The 23,924-nt window shown below is 41.9% G+C and carries 18 protein-coding genes; 7 read left to right on the top strand and 11 right to left on the bottom strand.

Translation table 11 applies throughout. The annotated features are described in order from the left end of the window. Window positions 1-924, top strand: coding sequence for a hypothetical protein (locus AC1DUD_RS09030; RefSeq protein WP_477373757.1), 924 nt, complete (start codon window positions 1-3; stop codon window positions 922-924). 9 nt (window positions 925-933) lie between these two features. On the opposite strand, the gene AC1DUD_RS09025 is transcribed toward AC1DUD_RS09030, so the two are convergent. From AC1DUD_RS09025 to AC1DUD_RS08980, 10 genes are all read right to left on the bottom strand, one after another. After that, window positions 934-1,311: a DMT family transporter gene (locus AC1DUD_RS09025; protein WP_330861167.1), complete on the bottom strand. Its 378-nt coding sequence runs from the start codon at window positions 1,309-1,311 to the stop codon at window positions 934-936. Between the two features lie 4 nt (window positions 1,312-1,315). Further along, on the bottom strand, window positions 1,316-2,299 hold the full coding sequence (locus AC1DUD_RS09020) for a sterol desaturase family protein (protein ID WP_477373755.1): 984 nt from the start codon (window positions 2,297-2,299) through the stop codon (window positions 1,316-1,318). A 6-nt stretch (window positions 2,300-2,305) separates the two neighbouring features. Beyond that, on the bottom strand, window positions 2,306-3,745 hold the full coding sequence (locus AC1DUD_RS09015; protein WP_477373753.1) for an N-acetylneuraminate synthase family protein: 1,440 nt from the start codon (window positions 3,743-3,745) through the stop codon (window positions 2,306-2,308). Window positions 3,746-3,760: 15 nt separating this feature from the next. Beyond that, a complete protein-coding gene (locus AC1DUD_RS09010) occupies window positions 3,761-4,564 on the bottom strand; it encodes an SDR family oxidoreductase (protein ID WP_477373751.1) in 804 nt (267 codons plus the stop codon). 2 nt (window positions 4,565-4,566) lie between these two features. Further along, window positions 4,567-5,907: an aminotransferase class III-fold pyridoxal phosphate-dependent enzyme gene (locus tag AC1DUD_RS09005; protein ID WP_477373749.1), complete on the bottom strand. Its 1,341-nt coding sequence runs from the start codon at window positions 5,905-5,907 to the stop codon at window positions 4,567-4,569. An 11-nt stretch (window positions 5,908-5,918) separates the two neighbouring features. Beyond that, window positions 5,919-6,857: a transketolase family protein gene (locus tag AC1DUD_RS09000; protein WP_477373747.1), complete on the bottom strand. Its 939-nt coding sequence runs from the start codon at window positions 6,855-6,857 to the stop codon at window positions 5,919-5,921. A 1-nt stretch (window position 6,858) separates the two neighbouring features. Continuing rightward, entirely contained in the window at window positions 6,859-7,725 is an 867-nt protein-coding gene (locus AC1DUD_RS08995) for a transketolase (RefSeq protein ID WP_477373745.1), read from the bottom strand. 7 nt (window positions 7,726-7,732) lie between these two features. Then, window positions 7,733-8,560 carry a cytidylyltransferase domain-containing protein gene (locus AC1DUD_RS08990; protein ID WP_477373743.1) on the bottom strand — a complete coding sequence of 276 codons (828 nt, stop codon included), beginning with the start codon at window positions 8,558-8,560 and terminating at the stop codon, window positions 7,733-7,735. 10 nt (window positions 8,561-8,570) lie between these two features. After that, on the bottom strand, window positions 8,571-9,635 hold the full coding sequence (locus tag AC1DUD_RS08985; protein WP_477373741.1) for a hypothetical protein: 1,065 nt from the start codon (window positions 9,633-9,635) through the stop codon (window positions 8,571-8,573). Window positions 9,636-10,288: 653 nt separating this feature from the next. Beyond that, window positions 10,289-10,588 carry a hypothetical protein gene (locus AC1DUD_RS08980; RefSeq protein ID WP_477373739.1) on the bottom strand — a complete coding sequence of 100 codons (300 nt, stop codon included), beginning with the start codon at window positions 10,586-10,588 and terminating at the stop codon, window positions 10,289-10,291. A gap of 343 nt (window positions 10,589-10,931) precedes the next feature. On the opposite strand from AC1DUD_RS08980, the gene AC1DUD_RS08975 reads away from it, so the two are divergent. The 4 genes from AC1DUD_RS08975 (at window position 10,932) to AC1DUD_RS08960 (ending at window position 19,635) form a co-directional block, all read left to right on the top strand. Further along, a complete protein-coding gene (locus AC1DUD_RS08975; RefSeq protein WP_477373737.1) occupies window positions 10,932-13,505 on the top strand; it encodes a BamA/TamA family outer membrane protein in 2,574 nt (857 codons plus the stop codon). Window positions 13,506-13,784: 279 nt separating this feature from the next. Next, window positions 13,785-17,165 (top strand): SusC/RagA family TonB-linked outer membrane protein, encoded by a 3,381-nt coding sequence (locus tag AC1DUD_RS08970; protein WP_477373735.1) that lies wholly within the window; start codon window positions 13,785-13,787, stop codon window positions 17,163-17,165. A 27-nt stretch (window positions 17,166-17,192) separates the two neighbouring features. Continuing rightward, window positions 17,193-18,755, top strand: a complete 1,563-nt coding sequence (locus AC1DUD_RS08965) for a SusD/RagB family nutrient-binding outer membrane lipoprotein (RefSeq protein WP_477373733.1) — start codon at window positions 17,193-17,195, stop codon at window positions 18,753-18,755. A gap of 64 nt (window positions 18,756-18,819) precedes the next feature. Next, window positions 18,820-19,635: a tyrosine-protein phosphatase gene (locus AC1DUD_RS08960; RefSeq protein WP_477373731.1), complete on the top strand. Its 816-nt coding sequence runs from the start codon at window positions 18,820-18,822 to the stop codon at window positions 19,633-19,635. 113 nt (window positions 19,636-19,748) lie between these two features. On the opposite strand, the gene AC1DUD_RS08955 is transcribed toward AC1DUD_RS08960, so the two are convergent. After that, window positions 19,749-20,723 (bottom strand): metallophosphoesterase, encoded by a 975-nt coding sequence (locus AC1DUD_RS08955; RefSeq protein ID WP_477373729.1) that lies wholly within the window; start codon window positions 20,721-20,723, stop codon window positions 19,749-19,751. 168 nt (window positions 20,724-20,891) lie between these two features. Between AC1DUD_RS08955 and AC1DUD_RS08950 the strand changes: the two genes are divergently transcribed. Together AC1DUD_RS08950 and AC1DUD_RS08945 are read left to right on the top strand one after the other, a co-directional pair. Then, the gene (locus AC1DUD_RS08950; protein WP_477373727.1) at window positions 20,892-21,290 is read left to right on the top strand and encodes a hypothetical protein; all 399 of its coding nucleotides are present in this window, start codon (window positions 20,892-20,894) and stop codon (window positions 21,288-21,290) included. A gap of 40 nt (window positions 21,291-21,330) precedes the next feature. Further along, window positions 21,331-23,865 carry a DUF4132 domain-containing protein gene (locus AC1DUD_RS08945; protein WP_477373725.1) on the top strand — a complete coding sequence of 845 codons (2,535 nt, stop codon included), beginning with the start codon at window positions 21,331-21,333 and terminating at the stop codon, window positions 23,863-23,865. Window positions 23,866-23,924 lie beyond the last annotated feature (59 nt).

The raw sequence follows: 23,924 nt of genomic DNA, 5'->3' as shown, positions 1-23,924 counted from the left end.
ATGAAAAGCTTTGTACTTTCCCTGTTTCTGGCTTGTTGCTTTTGCACCAGCTTGTTAGCTCAAAATAATTTTTTCAATAGTAAAAATGCTTATTTAGGCCAACGCCTGCCCAATGATACGCCACGGATTTTCGCGCAGCAAATGCTGGTGCCAGATAGCGGCATAGCTATGGATAGGTCGGCTTTTTCGGCAGATGGAAAAGAATTTTATTATTGTAATGCTATGCATTGGTTTACCTCAAAGGGTAATAGGATTCGTTATTTTAAATTTGAAGGTAATAAGTGGCGGGGGCCCTTTGTACTCAACTATGGCTATTATGCGCCAACTTTCTCTATCGATGGTAAAAGCATGTACTTTTTAGGTGGTAAGGGCGATGGCCGCCATGCTATTGTTTGGGTATCGCACCGCACCAAAACAGGTTGGACAAGCCCCGTAACTTATTTAAAGAAGGATTATGGCTTGTATGACCTTATGCCCACATACAGCGGTACTTTTTATATAGGCAGCAATGTAAGCCCGGGTAAAATGAAAGATTATACTAATTATGATTTTTGTACCCTTACCGTCACCAAAACAGATACAGTTGTTAAAAGCCTGGGCCCGGTTATTAACACACCTGGCTTTGACGGCGATTTTTATATTGCGCCTGATGAATCATATATGATCATCAGTTATAAGGAAAAGCCTGATTTTGAATGTGAACTTGGCATCACTTTCCGCAAGTCTGATCATAGCTGGACAACACCGCAAAACCTTGGTCCGCTGATCAATGACGGTGACGCGCACCGCTGGGGTGAATATGTTACTCCTGATGGCAAATACCTGTTTTATACTAAAGGTACCGGCGAAAAGGATTGCCACCTGTACTGGGTACGGTTTGATGCTTTGAAAGCTAAATTAAAAAAGGAAGCTTTCAGTAAATAGCATTGGGCTTTACTTCACTTCAGGGCCATAAAATTTCAAACCTAAAACCCCGGTCATGATGAGGAGCATGAAAAATATCTCTACATAGGAGAGGCGTTGGTTCAAAAACGAAACCTCAACTAATTTGATCAGGATCAGGGTTACGGCTGTCCATACTGCATAAGCTACCGCGGTAGGTACCAGTTTTATAGCTAACGAAAAGAAATAGATATTTCCGATGCCAAAAACAATGTAGCCCACAAAGGGTAGCCAAACCGGTAAGCCATGCTGCAGGCTTAACACAGAATTGATGCGGAGCGCTTTCAAATCGCTGAATTTCATGAACTTCAATGAGAAGGTCCAGGCCGCTTCAAACGCGGCGGCAATAAAAAGATATAACCAGGCCAATATGTTAGTTTTGTTGTAGTACGTTTTCTTGTTCAGTTACTAAGGTAACGGGTTGTTGCTCAATCTCCAATTTGGGAGTGCTGTTTATTTTAACGGTAATGAGAGTTTTTAACCTTGCCGGTATGATTGTTATCAACCAATTCATAAACCGTGGCCTTAAATTATAATACCAGTTAAACCACCGGTATTTGAGTAGCGTTTTTTCATCAAAGCGTTTTACACTGAAGGCATGCTGCATAAAGTAATCTTTGGGGTAATCATAGTAAAGCCCCCAGTTTTCGGGTTTATTGCCGGGCGCATGACCAGGGTCATAAACGGTGCCGAACAGGTAATCCCAAAATGAAAACTTCGTCGCGAAGTTGGCGTGAAAAACCTCCTGGTAATTGGCATGGTGCCATAAATGCAGCTGGGGCGAGTTAATAATGTACTTAAGCTTGCCCATATTTACCTTGATATTGCCGTGTATGAACATGCCGAACATAGCATCTAACATGGCTTTAATAGGTATAACTATTGGGTCTGCACCTAACAATATGATAGGTGCAAACTCAATAGTTTGATTGATGACGATCTCCATGATGTGCGAACGCGAACCGGCCAGAAAATCAACTTCTTTGCCCGAGTGGTGCGCCTCATGAATGCGCCAAAAAAATTTATTGGAGTGCTGAAAGCGGTGAAACAAATAAATATAAAGGTCATGCGTAAACAGGAAGAATAACACTTGCAGTACCACCGGCCAGCTACTTACAAATTGAAAATGCGACAGATCAAAATGCGCTTTTAACGGCGTAATGATATAATCGAAAATAATGATCTTCAAAAAGTAGCTTTGTATCAGTGTATACCACACCAAATCAATCCAAAAGCCTTCCCTGAAAAATTTCAAACCTTTTCTGTAAGGTGAAATCCTTTCCCAGGCTATGATGAATGCTATCCAGCAAAAAAGGATAATGGATGTAATTAAGGTAGTTAAATCCTGCCGAGACATTTATTATTATTTAGCTGTTGGTTTTTCCTTGTATTCGTCGCTGATGTTAACTCTCAAACGTTTCATCGGTGCCAGTTCTGATTCGTAAACCCTTTTTTCACCATCGCCGGCTGCGGTTTCTACATCCCTGATATCACGCACCAAACGTTGCAATCCCTGTGGTTCAACTGATGCTGCATGGTCTGATCCCCACATAGCGCGGTCAAGCGTAAAGTGGCGCTCAACAAAGGTAGCACCCATAGCTACTGCACCTACTGTAGTTGCCAAACCAGTTTCGTGACCAGAGTAGCCGATTGGGATGCCCGGATATTTGTTTTCCAGTGTCTGGATCATTTTAAGGTTAAGCTCCTGCGGAGGGCATGGATAAGCCGAAGTAGAATGAGCGATGAACAATGGATAGTTTTCATCAAAAGCATTGATATAATCCATAGTTGTTTCGATCTCTTTCATTGTTGACATACCGGTTGAAAGCATTAATGGTTTACCAGTTTCCAATATACGCTGGATCAAAGCAAAGTCAGTCAACGAAGCCGATGCCAGTTTGTAAAGGATGGTGTCAAACTGCTCCATAAAATCAACAGAAGGTGCATCCCAGGCAGATACAAACCAATCGATGCCTACTTTTTTACAATATTGATCGATAGTGGCGTATTCGGCTATGCCAAATTCAGTTTTGCGTTTGTAGTCGATGTAGGTAATACGGCCCCATGGGGTATCACGCATAATATTCCACTGATCTAACGGTACGCAGATCTCCGGGGTGCGTTTCTGAAATTTAACCGCGTCAGCTTTGGCTGCTACAGCTTCATCAATTAATTTTTTACAAATCTCAAGTGAGCCGTTATGGTTAATGCCAATTTCGGCAATGATATAACTTGGCTGGCCTTTGCCAATAACGCGGCCGTTTTGCAGGGTAATAGTACCGTCTCTTTTGCCTGATAAATATTTATCGCTTTTGGCTTCAATGATGAGTTCTGCAAATTCGCGGAAACAGCCATCACCGCCGTTTAAGGCACTTACAAAATCTACCTGTGCTTTAACATGTGGTAAAGCATCGGCAGGGGAAGCGGTAAGACCAGCCAGCTTCATTACTTCCAGATCGTTGTAATCATCACCAATAAATGCAACTTCGTTTGGTTGCAGATTTAAGCGGCTGCAGATCTCCTTAAAAGAAGCTACTTTATCTTTTATCCCTAAGTGCAACTCGGTTATTTGCAGCTTTTCAGCCCTTTTAATTAATGAAGGTGAATTTTCACCGGTGATGATACCTGTATTTACATCAGCAAATTTGCGAAGGCGTTCAACCCCCATACCATCGCGCATGCTGAATTTTTTTAAAAGCTCGCCTTCGTGATTGTAGTATACTCCGGCATCTGTTAAAACCCCATCGTTGTCGGTCAGCAATAGTTTAATGCCCGCCGCTTTTTGTTTCAAAATCTCGTTCATAATAGTTGGTTTAAATTAAATAGCTGTCCATCCTCCGTCAACAACCAGGTTGGCGCCGGTCATGTATGCCGATGCCTCGCTGGCAAGGAATATAAGCGCGCCCTGATAGTCTGACGCTTTGGCCATGCGGCCTAATAAAGTTTTTGCTGAATAGTTTCCGATAAAATCCTCGGTTTGGCCGGCTTCAACACCGCCGGGCGAAAGGGTATTTACCCTCACACCGGTATGCCCCCAATAGGCGGCCAAAAAGCGGGTGAAATTGATGATAGCACCCTTGGTTACCGGGTAAGCTGCTGATTTGTAGAACGTTTGCTGGCCACGCGAATCGCGGTAAATGCTTTGATCGGGGCCAACCATGCCATAGGTCGACGCTATGTTGATGATGCTGCCGCTGCGGTGCAGCGCCATCTGCGTGCCAAACACCTGCGAGCATAAGAACACCCCGGTAATATTTACATTAAGCGATTGCTGGAAAGCCTCTAAGGGATAGTTTTCAAACGCCGATAGCTCCTTGGCCATGGCCGGGTTCTCGAACTTATCGTTAATAGCGGCATTGTTCACCAATACATCAACCGAATCATATTTATCAAGCACTGCGTTGAGCGCATCAATCAATGATTCTTTGCTGGTTACATCAACGCCCAGGCCCAAATGGTTATCGCCCAGTTCGGCAGCAAATTGCTGTGTTTGCGCGATATCGATATCCGCTACGATAACATTAGCGCCGGCTGCAGCCAGAGCTTCGCAATGTTTACGACCGATAAGCCCTAAAGCGCCCGTTACCACAGCGGTTTTTCCCTTTAATGAAAACAGCTCCATGCTTAGGCTATGCTTTTTGGTTTGATGTTGTAGTTGCTCACCTTACGGAAAACTGCTTCAAGTACTTCGCCTTTTAACTGATCTTTGATATTGCCACTTTCAATGGCTTCTTTTACCAAAGGCAATACATCGCGGTAGGCAGCAAGGATATAATCCATATCTTCGGTAGTATGGCTGTAGCACATATTGTGAAAACCAGCCCAAAGCACCCCGCGTTTGATCATTTCCTGCTGCATAAAGGTTTTTACTTCCAGTCCGTTACCGGCATCGGGGGTAAAGGTTACCATACTGCGGCAGTTAAATCCAACGCAGCGAGTGTATTTGTCAACACCCAATTCAATGGCAAGGCTGTTGTAGCCATCTTTCAATAAAGCGCCATGTTCGTCAAGGTATTGCGGTACTTTTTTATCGCGAAGCTCATTGATGGTAGCAATACAGGCAGCTAATGATAGTGCCTCGCCGCCAAAGGTGGTATAGCTAAACACTTCGGAGTTGAAAAGTTCCATTACATCTGCGCGGCCGGTCAGCAAGGCTATAGGCATTCCGTTAGCGCATGCTTTTGAAAACACGGCCAGATCTGCTTTAACATTAAAATACTCCTGTGCACCGCCTACGGCCACGCGGAAGCCAGTCCACATTTCGTCAAAAATGAGCAGGGTGCCGTTGGCTTTACATACTTCGGCCAGCTCCTGCAGGTAACCCGGTTTTGGTGCCTCAAAGATGAAAGGCTCCAATATTAAAGCTGCAACGGTTTCATCCAAAGCGGCTTTTACAGATTCAATATCGTTATATTCAAAAGTATAGGTAAGGTCCTGGATTGCTTCCGGTATGCCCGCATTACGGCTGGTGATACCAATGTACCAGTCATGCCAGCCGTGATATCCACAGCAAAATATTTTATCGCGACCTGTAAATGCCCGCGCCACGCGGATAGCAGCTGAACAAACATCAGCACCTGTTTTAGAGATCTTTACCGCTTCGGCATTAGGTACGACTTGTTGCACCAGTTCAGAAAGTTCAACTTCCAAAGGGTGCATTAATGAAAAGGTAATACCGTCGTTCAGTTGCTGACGGATAGCCTCATCAACTGCCGGGTAAGCATAACCCAACGAAATAGGGCCGATGGCCGAGTTTAAGTCGATATATTCGTTACCGTCAACATCCCATACATGCGATCCTTTACCTTTTACAAGATATTTCGGCGCTACACCTTTGGTAAATTGTCCCGGGCCTTTAGCCAGGGTTTGGGTAACCGGTTTTTGAACTTTTAAAGCGCGTTCATATAATTTATCCGATTCGGTGATGTTCGGAAAATCGTTGTTAAGCTCTATTTTATTAGCCATGATCAATATTTTTATTCTGAAAATTCAGGTGTTAAAATTTGTGGTTGGTGATGGGCAGTTTGATAGCCCAGTATTTTTTCGGCAATTTGTTTGCCTGTAAAACCTTCGTGCTCAAGCACAGAAGGAAGCAGAGTTGGCCTGAACCATTTTTCATTCAGTGCCATAGGCAGCACATTGGCCGTAGTGCGGTTTTTTAATAAAACCTCGGCTACAATAGTGTAAAGACCGCCTGTTAAAAAATGATCTTCAAGTGTAACTACCAGTTTGCTTTGTGCCGATGCTTTTAATATAGCCTGCTCATCAACCGGTTTAAGGCTGCGCATATTGATCAAACCAGCAGAAAGGCCTTCGCTTTTCAGCATTTCAACAGCAATTAACGCCTGTTCAAACAGTAGCCCATAGGTTAAAATGGTTACGTCGGTACCCTCGGCTATTATTTCGGCCTTGCCCATGGTAAAAGGCTCGTGGATATAAGTGGTTTTGCGGGTATTGATGCGGGTGTAAGCCGGGCTTTTGCTTTCCCAGATCTGCGGCAGCATCTTTACCAGGTCGTCCTCGTCGGCAGGGGTAAAAACCGTTACATTAGGGATGCCACGCATGATAGAAATATCCTCGATAGCCTGGTGAGTTGGGCCGTTACCGTCCGATAAAAAACCGGGGATAAAGGAGCTTAGTTTAACCGGTAAATTGGCTATACCAACATCGGTGCGTACAAACTCAAAAGCGCGCATAGTTAAAAATGCGGCAAGTGCGTGTACAACCGGCGTCCGGCCACGCAAAGCCAGACCAGCCGCTGCGCCGATCATAGTTTGCTCGGTAATGCCGGTATCAATAAAACGTTTGCCTAATATGCCGGGCAGGTTACGTACCAGTGCTCGGTTTTCGGCAGTCATTACAATCACCCGCTCGTTGGCAAGGGCTGTTTGGGTTAAAAGTTCTTCGTAACTCATCTTATCGCACCACTAAAGTTTCTGATGTTAATGTTGTATTGTGCTGGCCATGCAGCTCCAGTAAAAGCTGCTCAATCTCGTCTGCATTGAAATTGCAGAACCATCTGTCGGCACGTTCCTGGATACTTGGCAAACCTTTACCACGTACGGTATCGGCAATAATTACATTCAGTTTTCCGGCCTGGAAAGGGAAGGCATTAAAAGTTTCGTTGAGTTGGGCAAAGCTGTGTCCGTTTATTCTTTTAACTGCCGCACCAAAAGCCTCAAACTTATCGGCAAGCGGCTCCAGCGGAATCAGATCCTCCGTACGCATATTGGCCTGGAAGTGGTTACGGTCTACCACGAAAAGCAGGTTATCCAATTTATAGGCGTTAGCCACCAGCATGGCTTCCCAGCAGGTGCCTTCGTTCAGCTCGCCATCGCCTAAAATACAAACTACTTTGTTTGTGCTGCCGCTGATCTTCAGGTCCATAGCAACACCAATAGCCACCGAAGGTAAATGACCTAATGAACCAGAGTGAAATTCAATGCCCGGAATTTTAGTATTTGGGTGCCAGTAAATATGATCATTAAGCAGGAGGTGATTTTTAAGGCGCTCTTTTTCCAATAAACCCAGTTCGGCAAAGGTGCCGTACAGGGCAGGTACATCATGGCCTTTAGATAGAAAAAGGTAGTCGCGGTTTGGATCATCAAGGTTATCTTTATTAATGTTCAAAAAACGACTATATAAATAAACGATCAGGTCGACCGCAGATAGCGATGCCCCTGTAAAACACCCGCCATCGGTAGACATGCGGATGATATGCTCCCTTACTTTCAGAGCGGTATCCGTTAATTCCTGGTAATTGTTATTCTCCACTGTTATCATTCGCTTGTTATAATTCCTGTAAGTTTTTTGTGGGCGCCTGTTTAGTTTGGTCAGGCGCGATAGTTTTTAGTTCATCCATATGATGCCTATACCAGTTTACACCAGCGTATTGTGCGTTAATGTTATAGATCTCGGGCTTTTCATTAAGCAGGTTAAGAATATCATCGCAGGAGAACTGATTATTATCAGCGTATAATTCCCGGAATACACGCTCTATAAAGTAATAATCTTCAGCGTAATCAATAGTAAACCTATGCGACATGGAATAATCCAATCCCGCAGGCCAGGCTACATTATTTATCCTGAACAATTGCGGGTTTTCCCATATATAAGGCGTAGTGTGTTCTAACTCTAAAGGGCGGTTTGCACCTTCCCATGCCTTGGTGAGGCATTGCATGGTCATTATCTCAACATCGTTGCCATCGGGGTAAGTAGCCGGGTGCAGGTTGCTCACAAAATCGAAAGACTCGCGGTTGGCAAAAAAATAATCCAATACATGATCAACAATGCGCGGGTCAATCAGTGGACAATCAGATGGGATCTTTAATATGATATCGGCATCATGAAGTTTCGCTACCTGGTAATGCCTGTCGAGCAGGTTGTTCAGACTACCACGATAATAGGGGATACCTATGTTTATAGCCTCATTTATAATGATGTCATCATCCGGCGTTTCGGATGTGGCGATGATAATCTCGGCTTTATGACTGATCATTTGAAGCCGCTCAACCATCCGGGCAAGCAGGCTTTTACCCAATATTGGAAGCATTACCTTACCCGGTAACCGGCTCGATGCCATGCGGGCTTGTACTACTATTAGTATCTTGTTTTTCACGGTAAAATTATTACCAGTTAGCAATCAATTCTTCGGTTAATTGAAATTCCGCCTTATTAACCAGGTGTTTATTCATAGCCAGTTGCGGATCAAAGCTTTCGCCACTACCGGTATGATTTAAATAGCCGCGGCAAATGGCTGCTATATTTTTTGCCGATACACCATCGTTTTGTATTGGTGCAAGCCGTTTAAGTTCATCAACATCAAAAAGTGAATGAACTTTTTTGCCTAAAGCAATGCCGGTATACACCACGGTTGAATATTGTGTAATGAGCTCGCAGCAATTGGCTATCATTTGGTTGGTATTACCTTTACTGTACACCAGGGTATTGGCAGGAGTGTTGGCACGGATCTCCTTTTCGGCCCGGACAAAATTTTCGTTTGGGTGAAGTTTGAAGAGTAAAGGCCTGCCGTTAGCGATTTTTACTGCCTTTTTAATGAAAGCTATCCTGTTTTCAATGCGGAAGGTTTCACGCATATCGGTAGTGGCAACCATTACATAATTATGATGTGGAAAATCATTGCTTACGTGCTGAACCAGGTTATCATAGTTAGGCATGCCCGTAACGGCAATTTTCCGCCCTTCGGTACCTTTGCCCATAAAATATTGTTTATAACCTTGAGATGCTGCACAGTATACATCACAGATATTTGATGATCCGTTCAGTGAAGTATTACCACATAGTGTAGGGGGGAGCTTGAGGCTCCTTACAACCCGGCTCCACGGGGTATAACGGTCAATCATTCCTTCCTGAACCCAAATGGTTTTGGTGTTTTGCATCCGTTGAGGTACAACCAGGTCGCTACAATAAACAACCAGGTCATATTTGTTTTTTCTGGCTTGAAAATCTATTTGCAGATTGTTGTTTTTAAGGTACTCTTCAGAGATAAGCCTAAACTTGGTAGAAAGCACCGTGCCGCTTAGTACCGTAGTATTATTAATAATGTAATTGAGCGTTGTGTTATCAGTAAACAACTGGCTAAACCAGCAATCAAATTCAGGCAGCTCATTGGCTATCTGGTGCATTTGCGTGGTTTGGTTAATTGAACCGGTAATGAATAGTATTTTCTTCATCCTTTTATTTCAATTAGCTTTAATTCCTGAAATTGTGTTTGTGAAAGGCATTAAGTTATGAACCGATTTTGGAAAGATTCTGTAATTAACCATCGTGAAAAGAAATTGGCCGGAGAGCACAGTAATATTGTCAGGTTGAGTAATTATCATATCAAATATTAAAATACCATAAGTGTAAACTCCTGCAAATTCCTTATTCAGAATTTCAATAACAGGAGGCAACCATATCCGGCTAAAACTTATGATTTGATAAATGTAGGAGGGTAACTTTTAAATAATGAGAACCCTGGGTTATCAAATCGTTAAGCCATAATTTGCAGTAAATTATTTATTAACAATCATTACGTTCTGTTAATTAATTTAAACAGAGTGTGATAGCGCAGGAGAGAAATAAAAAGAGCGTATTAAATTGCAGTAAGGTTAATTGATATACAAGTTACGACCAATTTACACCATTGCAAAATTTTTTTTACAAAGTATTTTTGATAGTGGTAAAAACTAAATTTACTGATTTTGCCAATGACAAGTGCGTAGAGATGATAATGCAATGCCGGAAGCTAATGGGCTCCATGCAAGTAATTATCGGTATTGTATAAATGTTTAGGATGGTTTGTGTTTTTTTTAAGCCAGAAACAAGATTGTGTATGCTAAACCTAAACCATGATATTAAATATAATAAGTATGGCGGTAACAAACAATACCATCATCCCGCCAAGAAAAAGATAATCGGCCACGGCTTCTGACCGGCCACCTGGTTTAATATTACCCCTGATTGAAAGAAACGATAAGATGCAGCTCAGCATAAAGAAAACCAGTGCTATTGTAACTGTTTCATCGATATAAGTCCGTTCGGAAAGTTTAAGAAATTTCAATGAGGTAAGTACTACAAAACATAACCCTAATAAATTTGATGCTGCATTAAGGATGTGAGGTGATTTATCGTTGCGTGACATATTGTTATAAAACTAATAAAATCTACCGTACCGAAGCCGTTTACCTTTAAAATGTTTATCGGTCAATATCAACAATGTAGTAACATAACCTCCGGCCCAATGTGCAAAATAATTGAGGATTGTTTATTTTTATCAAAATATTAGAATATCATTAACCGGGGATCGAGAGCTGTTGCACCACAGCTGCGTTATTTAGGCTTATTTTGGGTTAAATAACGATATATCGTCAGTTTTTTTTGTATTTTAGTTTGTAAGTTATTGCAAAACAAATAGTTGTATTTTTGGTATGCATCTTGCAATCAGTTTAGCATTTTAAGTCCCTACATCTTAAGCACATTGCCTCATGACAAAAAAGTTACTCAGTTTTTTATTCCTTACAGGTTCGGTGGTGTATGCCAATGCGCAGGCCATCGCTCCGGCGGCCTGGCAAAAATTTCAGGATAGTACCGTTGTAAGTGTTCACGCTTCATATGATGATGTAACCGGCATACATCGTTGGTTGTTTGGTGAAAATTACCGTAAGGATTGGGCCATGAAAGTTAAGCTGCCGATTATAAAATTATCGCAAATAAATGGAGGGCTAACACCTATTAAACAAGGTGGTGGCATGGAATCAAAATCGCTGCGTCTTGAAGATAAAAGCGGTCGGGAATGGGTATTGCGCAGCGTTGAAAAAACACCAGATAAGTTGTTGCCCGAAAATTTACAAGGTACTTTTGCGGTTGATTGGGTTGGCGATGAATTTAGCGGGCAGCATCCGTATTCGGCATTAATAGTACCTCCGCTTGCCGAAGCTGCACATGTACCGCATGCAAACCCGGTTATAGGTGTTGTTGGTGAAGATCCCGCGCTTGGTCAATACAGTAAGTTGTTTGTTGGTACGGTTTGTTTGATAGAGGAAAGGGAGCCTACCGGATCGTCAGACAATACTTTAAAAACGGAGGCGCAACTACTTAAAAGCTATGACAACAGGCTGGATGGCGAAGGCTTTTTGCGGGCCCGCATGCTTGACCTTTTAACGGGTGATTGGGACAGGCACGAAGATCAATGGCGCTGGGCCGATACCAAAAATGGTAAAGGAAAAACTTATGCAGCTGTACCACGCGACCGGGACCAGGTATTTCACGTTACACAGGGTGTGTTTCCAAGCATTGCGGCCTTGCCCTGGATTGATCCCTTACTTGAAGATTTTACCGGAGACATTCCGCATGTGAAATATTCTCTTTTTAAAACGCGCTTCATGAAAGAGTATCCGGACGCGCAAATAGGCTATGAGCGATGGATGCAAATTGCCAATGAGTTTGTTAAAGCCGAAACTGATGCGGTGCTTGAAGAGGGTTTAAAGCGTTTGCCTGCCGAAAGCTATAAATTCAGGCACAATGAACTATTGGCCATACTAAAAAAGCGCCGGGACAATATTCCCGCTGCTATGAGCCAGTATTATAAGTTCATCAACCGGATAGTTGATATCCGCACTACTGACAAAAATGAGCTGATAACTATTTCAGATGCCCCTGATAAGGCGACAAGGATAACGATAGATAAGCTAAATAAAGATGGGGAAACTAAAAACCGCTTTATGGATATGGTTTACAAGTCCGAAATTACGCAGGAGATCAGGCTGTATGTTTCAGCAGGCGATGACCAGGTTGTGATCAACAATGGAAATTCACCAATAAAATTGAGGCTTATAGATAGCATCGGCAGCAAAACAGTTGATGTGAAAAGTTCGAGCAAAAGGGTTTCGTTTTATGGCCGTCGGGATAGCGTAACATTTAAAGGCAATACCGGTAGGTTAAGCAAGCATTTATCTAATGACACATCAAACACTCAGTTTTTATCTACCAACCTATATAATGTATGGATGCCGCTTGCAACAGCCGCTTTGAATAAGGATGACGGCTTTCTACTCGGCCTGGGCTTTCAATACACTGGGCACGATGGTTTTCGGAAACTTCCTTACTCAACCTTACAGCAGGTAATGATCACCCATTCTTTCGCCACCGACGCATTCAGAATAAAGTATAATGGCGAATGGATCGATGCCTTTGGTAAAGCCGACTTTGTTATGAGGGCCAATATTCAATCCCCGGATAACACCGTGAACTTTTTTGGTCTCGGTAACGAAAGTGTACTGAACAAATTTGAAGGTTACCGTAGGTTTTATCGTACCCGGTTTGATATTTACCAGTTTGACCCGGCTGTACGCTGGCATACAGGTAAAAACAGTAATATTAGTGTTGGGCCATCTTTCCAGTTTTATCATCTTAGTCTTGCAGACAACACCGGGCGATTTATTAACCAAGCGTCGCTCATCAATTCATACGATAGCTTAACAGTTGGAAAAGACAAAGCACACCTTGGAGCTTTGATCAATTATACTACCAATCAGCGGGATAATAATATCCTTCCTACAAAAGGTTTCTTTTTTACTGTTACGGCTCAGGGGTATACAGGCCTTAACAGTTACTCAAAATCATTTGTACAGATCAAGCCAGAGTTTACCTATTATCAAAAGCTAACCCCCGGAGGAGCAATTGTATTGTCCGATCGTGTTGGGGGAGGTGTAAGCTTCGGTCAGCCTGCCTTTTATCAATCTATGTTTTTGGGTGGGCAGGGAAACCTGCTTGGCTACCTGCAAAACCGTTTCGCGGGCAAGCATATGGTGTTTAATAATTTGCAGGGACGGATTAAACTTGCCGATATAGCCAGCTATATTTTACCGGGTCAGTTGGGTTTAGTAGGTTTTTATGATGCAGGCCGTGTTTGGATTGATGATGAACATTCAGATAAGTGGCATACAGGTACCGGCGGCGGCTTGTATTTTGCACCTGCCAGTTTAACAGTGCTGCAAATATTAGCCGGGCATTCAAGCGAAGGTTGGTACCCATACATATCGCTTAATTTCAGGCTGTAATTAACCTTTGGGAAAATCAATATAAAGTATAAAGAAAAGAGCCGGTGCCGAATCCAAAAGGCTTTGGCTCTTTTTTGTTAATATTTGGCATTGAGTTAGTTATGGTTGATGTGTGCCAAATTGCATCAATGCAAAAAGAGTTAAAGCCTATTTAACATTAAGTGGTGAAATAGGCCTGAAAAAAACATTTCTTTATAATTCCTTATTCCTATGTTGTTGATCTGAGAACCTTCTCTTAATACCTCTGTAATAATTTCGTTGCAAACTAACTGTATTGCAATGAAACAAAATTTACTTAAAATTTCAAGATTGTTAATTCTTTTTGCAGTATGTATGCTTGCTTATGGCAGCTCATACGCACAGAATTTAACTATCAGAGGTATCGTATTAGACGAAGCCAATCAGCCTTTGCCCGGCGTAAATGTGCAGGTTAAAGGTACCACTATTGGTGTAGTAACCGGTACCGAAGGCCGCTTTACCCTTGCGGTTGCTAAAGGCCAGGTACTAACTTTCAAATTTATTGGATATGCGCCGCAGGAAGTAACCATTGGTACCGAAACCAATATTTCCGTTCAATTAAAATCCGATTCAAAAGCATTATCTGAAGTTGTTGTAACAGCTTACGGTGTTAAAAAAGAAACCAGGAGACTTGGTTATACAGTTCAGGAAGTTAAAGGCCCGGAGCTTGTTAAAGCCCGTGAGCCTAATCCCATTAACTCATTGGCAGGTAAAGTTGCAGGTTTAACAGTAGGTACCAACGCCGAATTATTGGGCCGTCCGGAAATTGTTTTACGTGGTAGCAAGGATTTACTTTTTGTGGTTGATGGCAGCCCGATCAACTCGGATACCTGGAATATCAGCCCGGATGATATCGACACCTACACTGTGTTAAAAGGCCCTAACGCTGCGGCATTGTACGGTTCAAGAGGTATCAACGGTGCAATCATCATCACAACTAAAAAAGGTACTACCGATAAAAAAGGCTGGGAAGTTAACGTTAACAGCAGTACCTTATTTGAAGGTGGTTTGATTGCTTCACCTGAGGCTCAAACTGAATATGGCCGCGGTAATGGTTATCACTATGAGTATCAGGCTAAAGACAATAGCAACGTTTATTTGCCCGCTGCTGATGCTTTGTATGATAATGGAAACCGTTTAGGTGAATATGGTCCTCGTTTTGAAGGCCAACTATTGCGCCAGTATGATAGCCCTTATGATCCTGCTACCGGTAAACGTACACCTACGCCATGGGTAGCCCGTGGTAAAGATAACTTTGCTAATTTTAAACAAACAGGTATTATTTCTACAAACAACTTAGCTGTTGCGGCAAGTGGTCAAAATTATAATACAAGGTTTTCATATACTCACTTGTATCAAAAGGGTATGTTCCCTAATACAAAGTTAAACGCTGATAACTTCAGTCTTAACGCCAGTTATAATATCACATCTAAGTTGACTATCGATGGAAACATCAATTTCAACAAACAATATACTCCCAATATCCCGGATGTGAGCTATGGCCCTAATAGCTATATTTATATGTTTAAGGTGTACGGTTCGGCAGATTACGACGTGCGCGACCTGGAAGATATTTACAAAGGTCCGATGGGGGTTCCTGGTTTGGTTCAATACGCACAGGAGTATGGCCGTTTGAATAACCCTTGGTTTATGGCTCAAAAATGGTTGCGAGGCCATGATAAAACAGATATTTATGCCTACCTGCGTTTAAATTATAAAATCACACCTGATTTGAATGTAAGCTTGCGTTCGCAAATCTCTACCTGGAACCAACAAAGAACTGAGCAGGTGCCTTCATCGGCGAACTTAAATGCTTATACCAAATGGTATTATTTTGGCTGGTATGGCGATTATCGCCAGGACGATCGTAAGTTGTTTGAAAACAATACCGATTTACAGCTGAACTACAACAAAACTTTTGATAAATTCAATGTATCAGCTTTATTAGGTGGCAACTCCCGCTCATTTACCTATAATTCATTTTACGGTACCACGCGTGCTTTGGCTTTACCTAACGCGTATGTTTTATCAAACTCACAACAGGCACCGCTTACTTATACCTGGGATTCAAAAATGCAGGTTTACAGCGGTTACTACTCATTTGATATCGGATATGATAAATACATAAACGTTAATACCACCGGCCGTGTTGATAAATTATCAACTTTTGCTCCGGGTCATGATACGTTCTTTTATCCGTCTGTCTCGGTATCAACCGCCGTTTCTGATTATGTTAAACTACCCGAAGCCATCAGTTTCTTGAAATTCAGGGCATCTGAGGCTGTGCTTAAAGCAGGTTTAACCCAGTCAACTATAGCCAGCGCTTATACTCAGGTTCAGAATACTCCTGGCCAGAACACGAATACATTACTTGGTTATGGTACCGAACTATACAGTTCATACGATGGACCAAGCTACACTAACCAGGATCTTGCCTCATATATATCGCTTTATAATAACACTTCATCGGTTCTTTACTCAAACACTAAAGCTAATTCAAACCTGCATTCTCTTAAAAGAATATCTTACGAGGCTGGTATGGATATTAAATTCCTTAAAAATCGCTTAGGTTTGGATGTTACCTATTTTGATACACAGAATGGTCCTCAGATCTATCAATTCCCAATAGATCCGGCAACCGGTTATAACGCTTATAACCAAAACGCGGTAACTACGAAAAGAGCGGGTTGGGAACTTTCACTAACTGGTTCTCCTTTCCGTAACAAAGATGGATTTTCATGGGATGTGAACGTTAACTATTCTACATTTAAAGAAACACTAAAGGATATTGGTTATAATAATGTTCAGTCCATTGCACTGGTAGCCAATCACAACTTTGCTATCGGCGATAGGGTTGATGAAGTATTTGGTACCAAGTTTTTAAGAGATGGTAACGGAAATATAGTTTATGATGCAGGTGGTGCATTATTAAAAGCATCTGGTTCAAACAGCCAGGTATACGGATCATTAGGTCACTTAAACCCTGATTTTACCTTTGGTATCAATAACAGGTTTTCATACAAAAGTTTCAGCTTTAGTTTCCAGGTTGATGGTCGTATAGGTGGCGTTATTTATGATTATAACTACTACGCGGCCAGGCAAGGTGGTACCGATCTTTCAACAGTTCAGGGTGTTATTGGTGCGGCGCGTTTAGCAGAGTGGAATTCAACAAAAGTTGGTACACAAGCTCCAACTCCTTCATTATTAGGTAACGAAAGCGGCGCGGGTGTTAAAATTGTAAGTGGTACACCTAAGTTTCAAAATGGTGTTATCTCAAACATGAGCGAGCTTACTTTCGCCCCAAATACAACTCCTATTACTGTTCAGGGATATTTGAATGGCAACGTGAAAAGTATTGACGAATCGTTCATGATCAGCAGGTCATTCGCGAAACTACGCGAGGTGACTATAGGTTATAATCTTCCGGCAAGGTACCTGAAAAACTCGGCTGTTAAAGCGGTATCATTCTCATTGGTTGGCCGTAACCTATTATATTTTGCAGCCCGCAAAGATTTTGACATAGATCAATATGCTTCTGGTTATAACTCGGCCGACGGTACAACCGGTGGTGCCCCTTCAAACGGAGCATTGCAAAGTACAACCGCGCGCAGGTACGGTTTTAACCTAAACGTTACATTCTAAAATATTTTATAAAACCTATTTATAAAGATGAAAGCTTTAAAAGTAATTACAGCAGCGGTAGTATTGACTATGTCGATAACGAGCTGTCAAAAAGGTAACCTCAATTTAAACCCGAACGCCGTAAACGCTAATTCGGTGATCCCGGTTTCATTGATCGTTAACCACCTTACCGCCGTATTGGTACGTTCGGAAGAAGCCCCTTTCGGCGACGTAAATAAATCAAACCAGTTCCAGGTTTCTAACTACGCAAAATACTGGGGTACCAACGAAGATTCGTGGTCGTACAGCGCCCACAGTTATGAGTTATTGAAATATGCTGTGCAACTGGAGTTGCAGGCAAAATCGCAATTTGGCAATACAACAAATAAATATTTTGCTATATCTAAATTCTTTCGCGCATATTCAGCAATCTGGTTATCACAAAGGGTAGGCGATATTCCGATGAGCCAGGCTGGCGATATCAACTTCCTTACACCCGTTTTTGATCCCCAACATGATGTTTACAAAAACTCATTACAGTTGTTGGATGATGCCAATAAGATACTTGCCGCGTTAGGTTCGCCGGGCACTATTTTAGATAGCGGTGATATTTTTGGATTAACCAATCTGCAATGGCAAAAAGTAATTAATTCATACAGGTTAAGAATATTGATCAGCTTAAGCAAAAGGGCTGACGATAATGCAGATTTAAACATCAAATCGCAGTTTGCAGCTATTGTTGGCAATGCGGCTACTTATCCTGTAATGACGGCAAATAGTGATAACGTTGTTTATAAATATACCACGGCAACTCCTTATCCGGTTTTTGCTTCGGGTAGTAATTCATATAACAACTTTATGAATGTTGGTAAAACCGTGTTGGATATTACCACGTCTACAAAGGATCCGCGTACTTTTTTAATGGCTACTCCGGTGGGCACCACAAATATTAGCGATTTTGCAAATTACATAGGTGCCGATCCTGGTACTCCTTTATCAACATTGCAAAACGACGCCGCTAAATATTCAAACTTTAATGGTATGCGTTACTTTGGGTCTGCTACGGGTGCTACTGTCGAACCATTTATTTTTATTGGGTATCCCGAATTATGCTTCAATATTGCTGAGGGGATCAATAGAGGATGGGCACCGGCACTTGCCGCAACTGATGCTAAGACCTGGTATGACAAAGGTATTGCTGCTTCATTTAGCAACTTTGGTTTAAATGTTGCTGCAAATTCAACAGTCTCAATATCTGAAGTAGGCGGTAAAAGCATTGGTTCTGTAACTACAGATAATGCTACATTTCTTGCTAATGTTAGTTATAACCTCGGCTCCTCATCTGCTGCCCTTGCCCAGATTTTACAGCAAAAGTATGTTGCTTTCTTCATGAACTCGGGTTGGGAAGCGTATTTTAACCATCGCCGTACCGGCTTGCCTGCATTTAGCGAAGGTGGTACAGGTTTAGGCACCCCCGGCGGTAAATTGCCTCGCCGTTGGTTATATCCTCTGGATGAGATCAACGCCAATAATGTTAACTATCAAAAGGCGTTAGCAAGCCAGTTTGGTGGTACTGATGATGTATTTAAAGATACATGGCTTACTAAATAATTTTAATCAATATAAAAAAACAGGGCCCTGGTTTCGGGGCCCTGTTTTTCCATTTAGAAAGAATATGAAAAAACTACATTTATTACTGGCAATCGTTTGTCTCGCCGGAAGTGTTAATGCGCAAATTGCCGATAGCACTAAACGAAAAGTTGAACTGCAGGGAGCGGTAAACTTCAGGGATCTGGGGGGATATACCACTAAAGACGGACACCATGTAAAATGGGGCAAGGTTTACCGCAGTGCCGATATGAGCAAGCTTACAGACCAGGACCTGGCGGTATTAGCCGAACGTAAAATAGCCTACGATGTGGATTTGCGGGGTACACAGGAATCAAAGCAGGCACCTGACCGTATGAACCCTAATACCGACTACATCTTATGCCCCGCCGGAAGTGATAATGTTGGCAATATGCTTCAAAGCTTTAAAGGCAAAACGCGCGGTGATTCGGTTATGGAAGCGTACTACAGTAACACTACTTTCCTTGCCGACAGGTACAAGCCATTTTTTGGTAAATTATTAGCAATGCCCGAAGATAAAAGCCTCGTATTTCATTGCACTGCCGGGAAAGACCGCACAGGGATAGGCGCTGCGCTGTTATTGTACAGTTTAGGCGTACCTTATGAAACCATTATGAAGGATTATGAAGCATCGAATTATTACCGCGCTGCTGAGAATGAAAAAATGGCTAAACAGATGGTTCAGTTTATGAAGATTAATGAGGGCGTTGCTAAAGATGTTGTTGCTGTTAAAAAAGAATACCTTGATGCCACCTTCACTGCTATCAAGAAACAATATGGATCTATCGATAACTATCTCAAAACTCAAGTAGGTTTAACTGATAAAGATATCACTGCATTAAAAGCTAAGTTTCTGGATTAAGAATTTAAAAATAGTAGATAAAGCCGTCATTGATTCGTACAGCAATGACGGCTTTCTTTTGTTTTTCGCAGCTTCTAATTAATCAAAAGTACCCTTCACCGGGCCGCGCGCAACTACTTCGTTAATTCAGTTTCATACAAAATCTTGCCCGCCATATTAATAGCTTTAACATGCAACTTATTGCTGTTTATAGCAAAATACATAAAGCCATGCTCCGATGCCTCAAAACGGCTGTAGGGTATCCCCGCGGTAACTGGGGTAAGCTCCGAACCTGCACCCGTAATAAACTGGTGGGTATATCCTTCGGGTTTAAGGTGCTGAAGTGAATGATCGTGGCCTGACAAGTATACATCTACTTTATATTTTTCAAAAATGCCGGCCATCTTTTCTCTCACCGTTAAAGTGTCGTAGTTTTTGATACGGGGGCCAACTGTATAATAGGGGTGATGGCCGATGATCATTTTCCATTTTACGCCGGGCGATACGTTTTTTAGTTGTTCATTGATCCATACCATTTGCTCTTCAACCTGTTGCTTTTTGTCTTCGTGCAACATTGGGTCTGTATCAATCATCAGCATTAATACTTTATCGCCATTTTTCCCCAGGGAAAACTCCTTTTTATAATAAAGCGAAGGCATGTTCCAACGGCGGCTCACTTTACTATAACGGATCTGGGCATGTGGATCAGCGCCATAATCATGATTGCCCAGAACCGGGTACCAGTTACATTGCAGTGAATGTGCTGTATAAATGTTTTCGAACGAATAATGCCAAAGCGGGTCGTTTTCGCTTACAACACCTAATGGATAAAAGTTATCACCAACGGAGATTACAAAATCATTAGGATTGGCCGCTCCCCATAGCCCCATTTGTTTAGCTACTTCAGTTTGGTCATATTCTCCATTCCGGCCCCAGTCGCCTATCGCCATAAAATGAACATCAAATTCGTCTTTTAAAGCTGCTTTTGATGAAAGGTCATCACTCTCAAGATGTGTTATGTTTTCGCCGGCTAAAGCTGTTATCGGGGTTATTAATGACGCGCCTAAGGCGGTAATAGTAGTGTTTTTAAGAAAGTCGCGACGTTTCATTTATTAGGGTAATTGTTAAATAGTAGGTTTCAAAAGTACCTAAACATAAATGTCTGGGATAGTATCGTCAGGTTAAATAATTGTAAGTATTATATTAAATTATAAATCCAATTATTGCTTTAGTTAAAAGCAATACATAACTTCAATGCCTGTTAAATGCAACATTAAATGAGTACCATAAGCCTTAAAATAACCGATGAAACCTTCGCCGGAAAAATATTGAATGAAATAAGTATTGCCGTATCCGGCGAACGCATAACAGTAAAGGATATCATAGAGGCACGTGTTTACCAGGAGGTTGAGGATTATAATAATAAGTCGCCGCAAACATTTTATGGTCTGGTGCAGCCAACAGATACGGAAGTGTTTCTAAACGGCTTCAGGATAAAAAAGCCAAAGAAAATAGATGCCGAAAAACAGTTGTATGCCGCGCTGGACGCGTTTCAAAAAAATGGTTTTTTTGTACTGATTGATAATAAGCAGGCAGAGCTGTTGGAAGAAGAAGTGCTGGTAAATAATGAAAGTACTGTAAGTTTCATTAAACTGACACCCCTTGTAGGAGGTTGATATGGGATTGGGGGACCTATTTAAACGATTTTTACCTAAGGTGGCTGTAGCTACAGGTGCGATGAGCGCCGAGGAAGCCTTTTTTGATGAGGTAGTAAACAAGGTAAGAAATGAACTTGCAGATTACAGAAGATGGTGGGATTTCAAAGCGTCTGATTCGGAAGTATTTAAGCAAGAGGTGCTGTCGTTGCCGGATAAGCATAAAGTTGCTTTTATCATATACAACGTTAAACTGGTGCATGATTATTATGCCTCAACAAGTTCTATGTCATCTGCCGACAGGAGTTTTCAAGTAACCCAGATCCGCCAGGGTTTCCTAAAGTACCTGTTCAAAACACGGATAGAAATGGATGATGATGATTTTGCGGACATAATCAACACAGCAATTTCATATAGTCAAAAGTACTGGGGAGTAAAAGTACCGCTTAAATCTATCCTCAATCAGTTTCAGAAAAAACATGAAAATAAGGAGTTATCCCCGGTAGCCACTAATGCGTTAAAAAAGTTACTCGTTAAGCTGAAGGCTTCGGCAAACACTTATAATGAATTAGAAACATCTAAACTTAAAGAACAGGCCCAGGCTATTTTGGCTCCTGGCAATAAATCCCAAATCGTTCTTTTTCCGGGCAATGATGATTTTCCTAAAATGATCAATAATGAAATAGCTTCATTATCCGGTCATGATAAGATTGTTTGGTATCGGCTTTTTGAAGCAGTGAAAAAAGGGGGCGGTGCCAAACCTTCAAAGAAGTATCTTCAGGAGGGGGAATTGCTAATTGATCAACTTGGAGTAGAAAAGTTTAAGCAAACTTTCATTCCATGGATCGATCATTTGATCAACCATAAAGAAAAACAGGTTACAAACGCTGTAAACTACGGATATGCCACTTATAATGTTTTATTCCACGAATTTCTCTCTGCACCCGCAACAGAGTGTTTTAAGGGGTTGATCTGGTTGTGTGGCACACTCAATGATACTACTTTGCTTAATCGTGTTGCGATGATGGCAGATCGCGCTTATCGTAAAATACCGGGTCATGGTCAAACATCAACCGCTATTGGTAATGCCTGTTTGTTTGCATTATATAAAACCGAGGGCTTAGAGGGGATAGGACATTTATCAAGGCTTAAAGTAAAAATCAAGCTCGCCAGTACCCTTAACCTGATCGAAAAGTATCTTGTACAAGCAGCTGAAGACAGGATGCTCCCTGTTGACGACATTGAAGACCTTGCAATAGACGACCATAAGCTGGTGAACGATGAACGGGCTTTTAAGATAGGAGAGTTTGAAGCGATTTTGCGAATTGAAAAGATAGGTAAAGTAAGCCTGCGTTGGGTTAAACCTGATGGCACCACGCAAAAATCAGACCCCGTTTCTGTTAAAGAAAATCACCCCGCCGAGCTAAAAGAGATCAAGCTTATCGTCAAGCAAATTGAATTGAGTTTGAGCGCCCAGCGCGACCGTATTGATGCAAGCTTTAAGCAGGGACGAAAACTGGTCTGGAGCCATTTTGAAACCTATTATTTTAATCATGGTTTATTATCATACATAAGCCGTAAGCTTATCTGGAGATTCAGGAAAAATGATATCGAAACAGAAGGATATTGGTTGGAGGGAGCCTGGATAAACCGGTTGGGACAAGCGGTTGATATAACTGGCGCGGAAACGGTATCGCTTTGGCACCCATCAACAGCTTTGGCAGAAACGGTGAATGAATGGCGGACTTTTTTCCTCGACAGGCAAATACAACAACCGATAAAGCAGGCTTTCAGGGAAGTATATCTGCTTACAGACGCGGAAATAAATACGCGAACATACAGTAACCGCATGGCTGGTCATATACTTAAACAACATCAATTTAATTCGCTGGCCGGCGTGAGGGGCTGGAAGTATACCTTGCAGGGACAGTTTGATAACGGCGCTAACGGGATTGCAACAATCAAACTACCTGCGTTTGATATGATAGCTGAATATTGGACCAATGCGGTTGAAGCGGGCGACGGCGTAAGCAGTAGCGGGGTATTCAATTATGTGGCTACAGATCAGGTAAGGTTTACTCATAGCCGACAGTTGGAAGCCGTACAATTGATCGATGTACCCGCTGAATTGTTCTCGGAAGTGATGCGCGATGTTGATCTTTTTGTGGGGGTAACCAGTGTTGGTAATGATCCAAATTGGCGAGACAATGGGGGCTTACCCGCTTATCGTGATTACTGGCAGGCTTACTCATTTGGCAATCTCACAGAAGTAGCTAAAGGCCGTAAAGAAATTTTAGAACGATTACTTCCACGTTTGAGAATTGCAAAAGTTGCTGAAATTAAAGATAAATTCCTGGTGGTAACAGGTAAGAAACGAACTTATAAAATTCATCTGGGTAGTACTAATATCTTGATGGAACCTAACGACCAGTACTTATGTATAGTCCCCGATCAGTCAAAGAAAAACATAACTGAAAATGTGTTCCTGCCTTTTGAAGGGGATAATGGCCTTTCGGTTATTATAAGTAAGGCTTTTTTGCTGGCCGACGATGATAAAATACAAGACCCCACTATTTTAAGTCAGATTCGCCGGTGATCTGAATCTTCGCTTACTAAATTCAGGCAAATTACTTTGTGTTAATTTATTTCCTTTTA

The sequence above is a fragment of the Mucilaginibacter sp. P4_A11 genome (genome assembly GCF_056402535.1).
The sequence above is the reverse complement of the archived record's forward strand: the minus strand, read 5'-3'. Positions and strand labels throughout refer to the sequence as shown.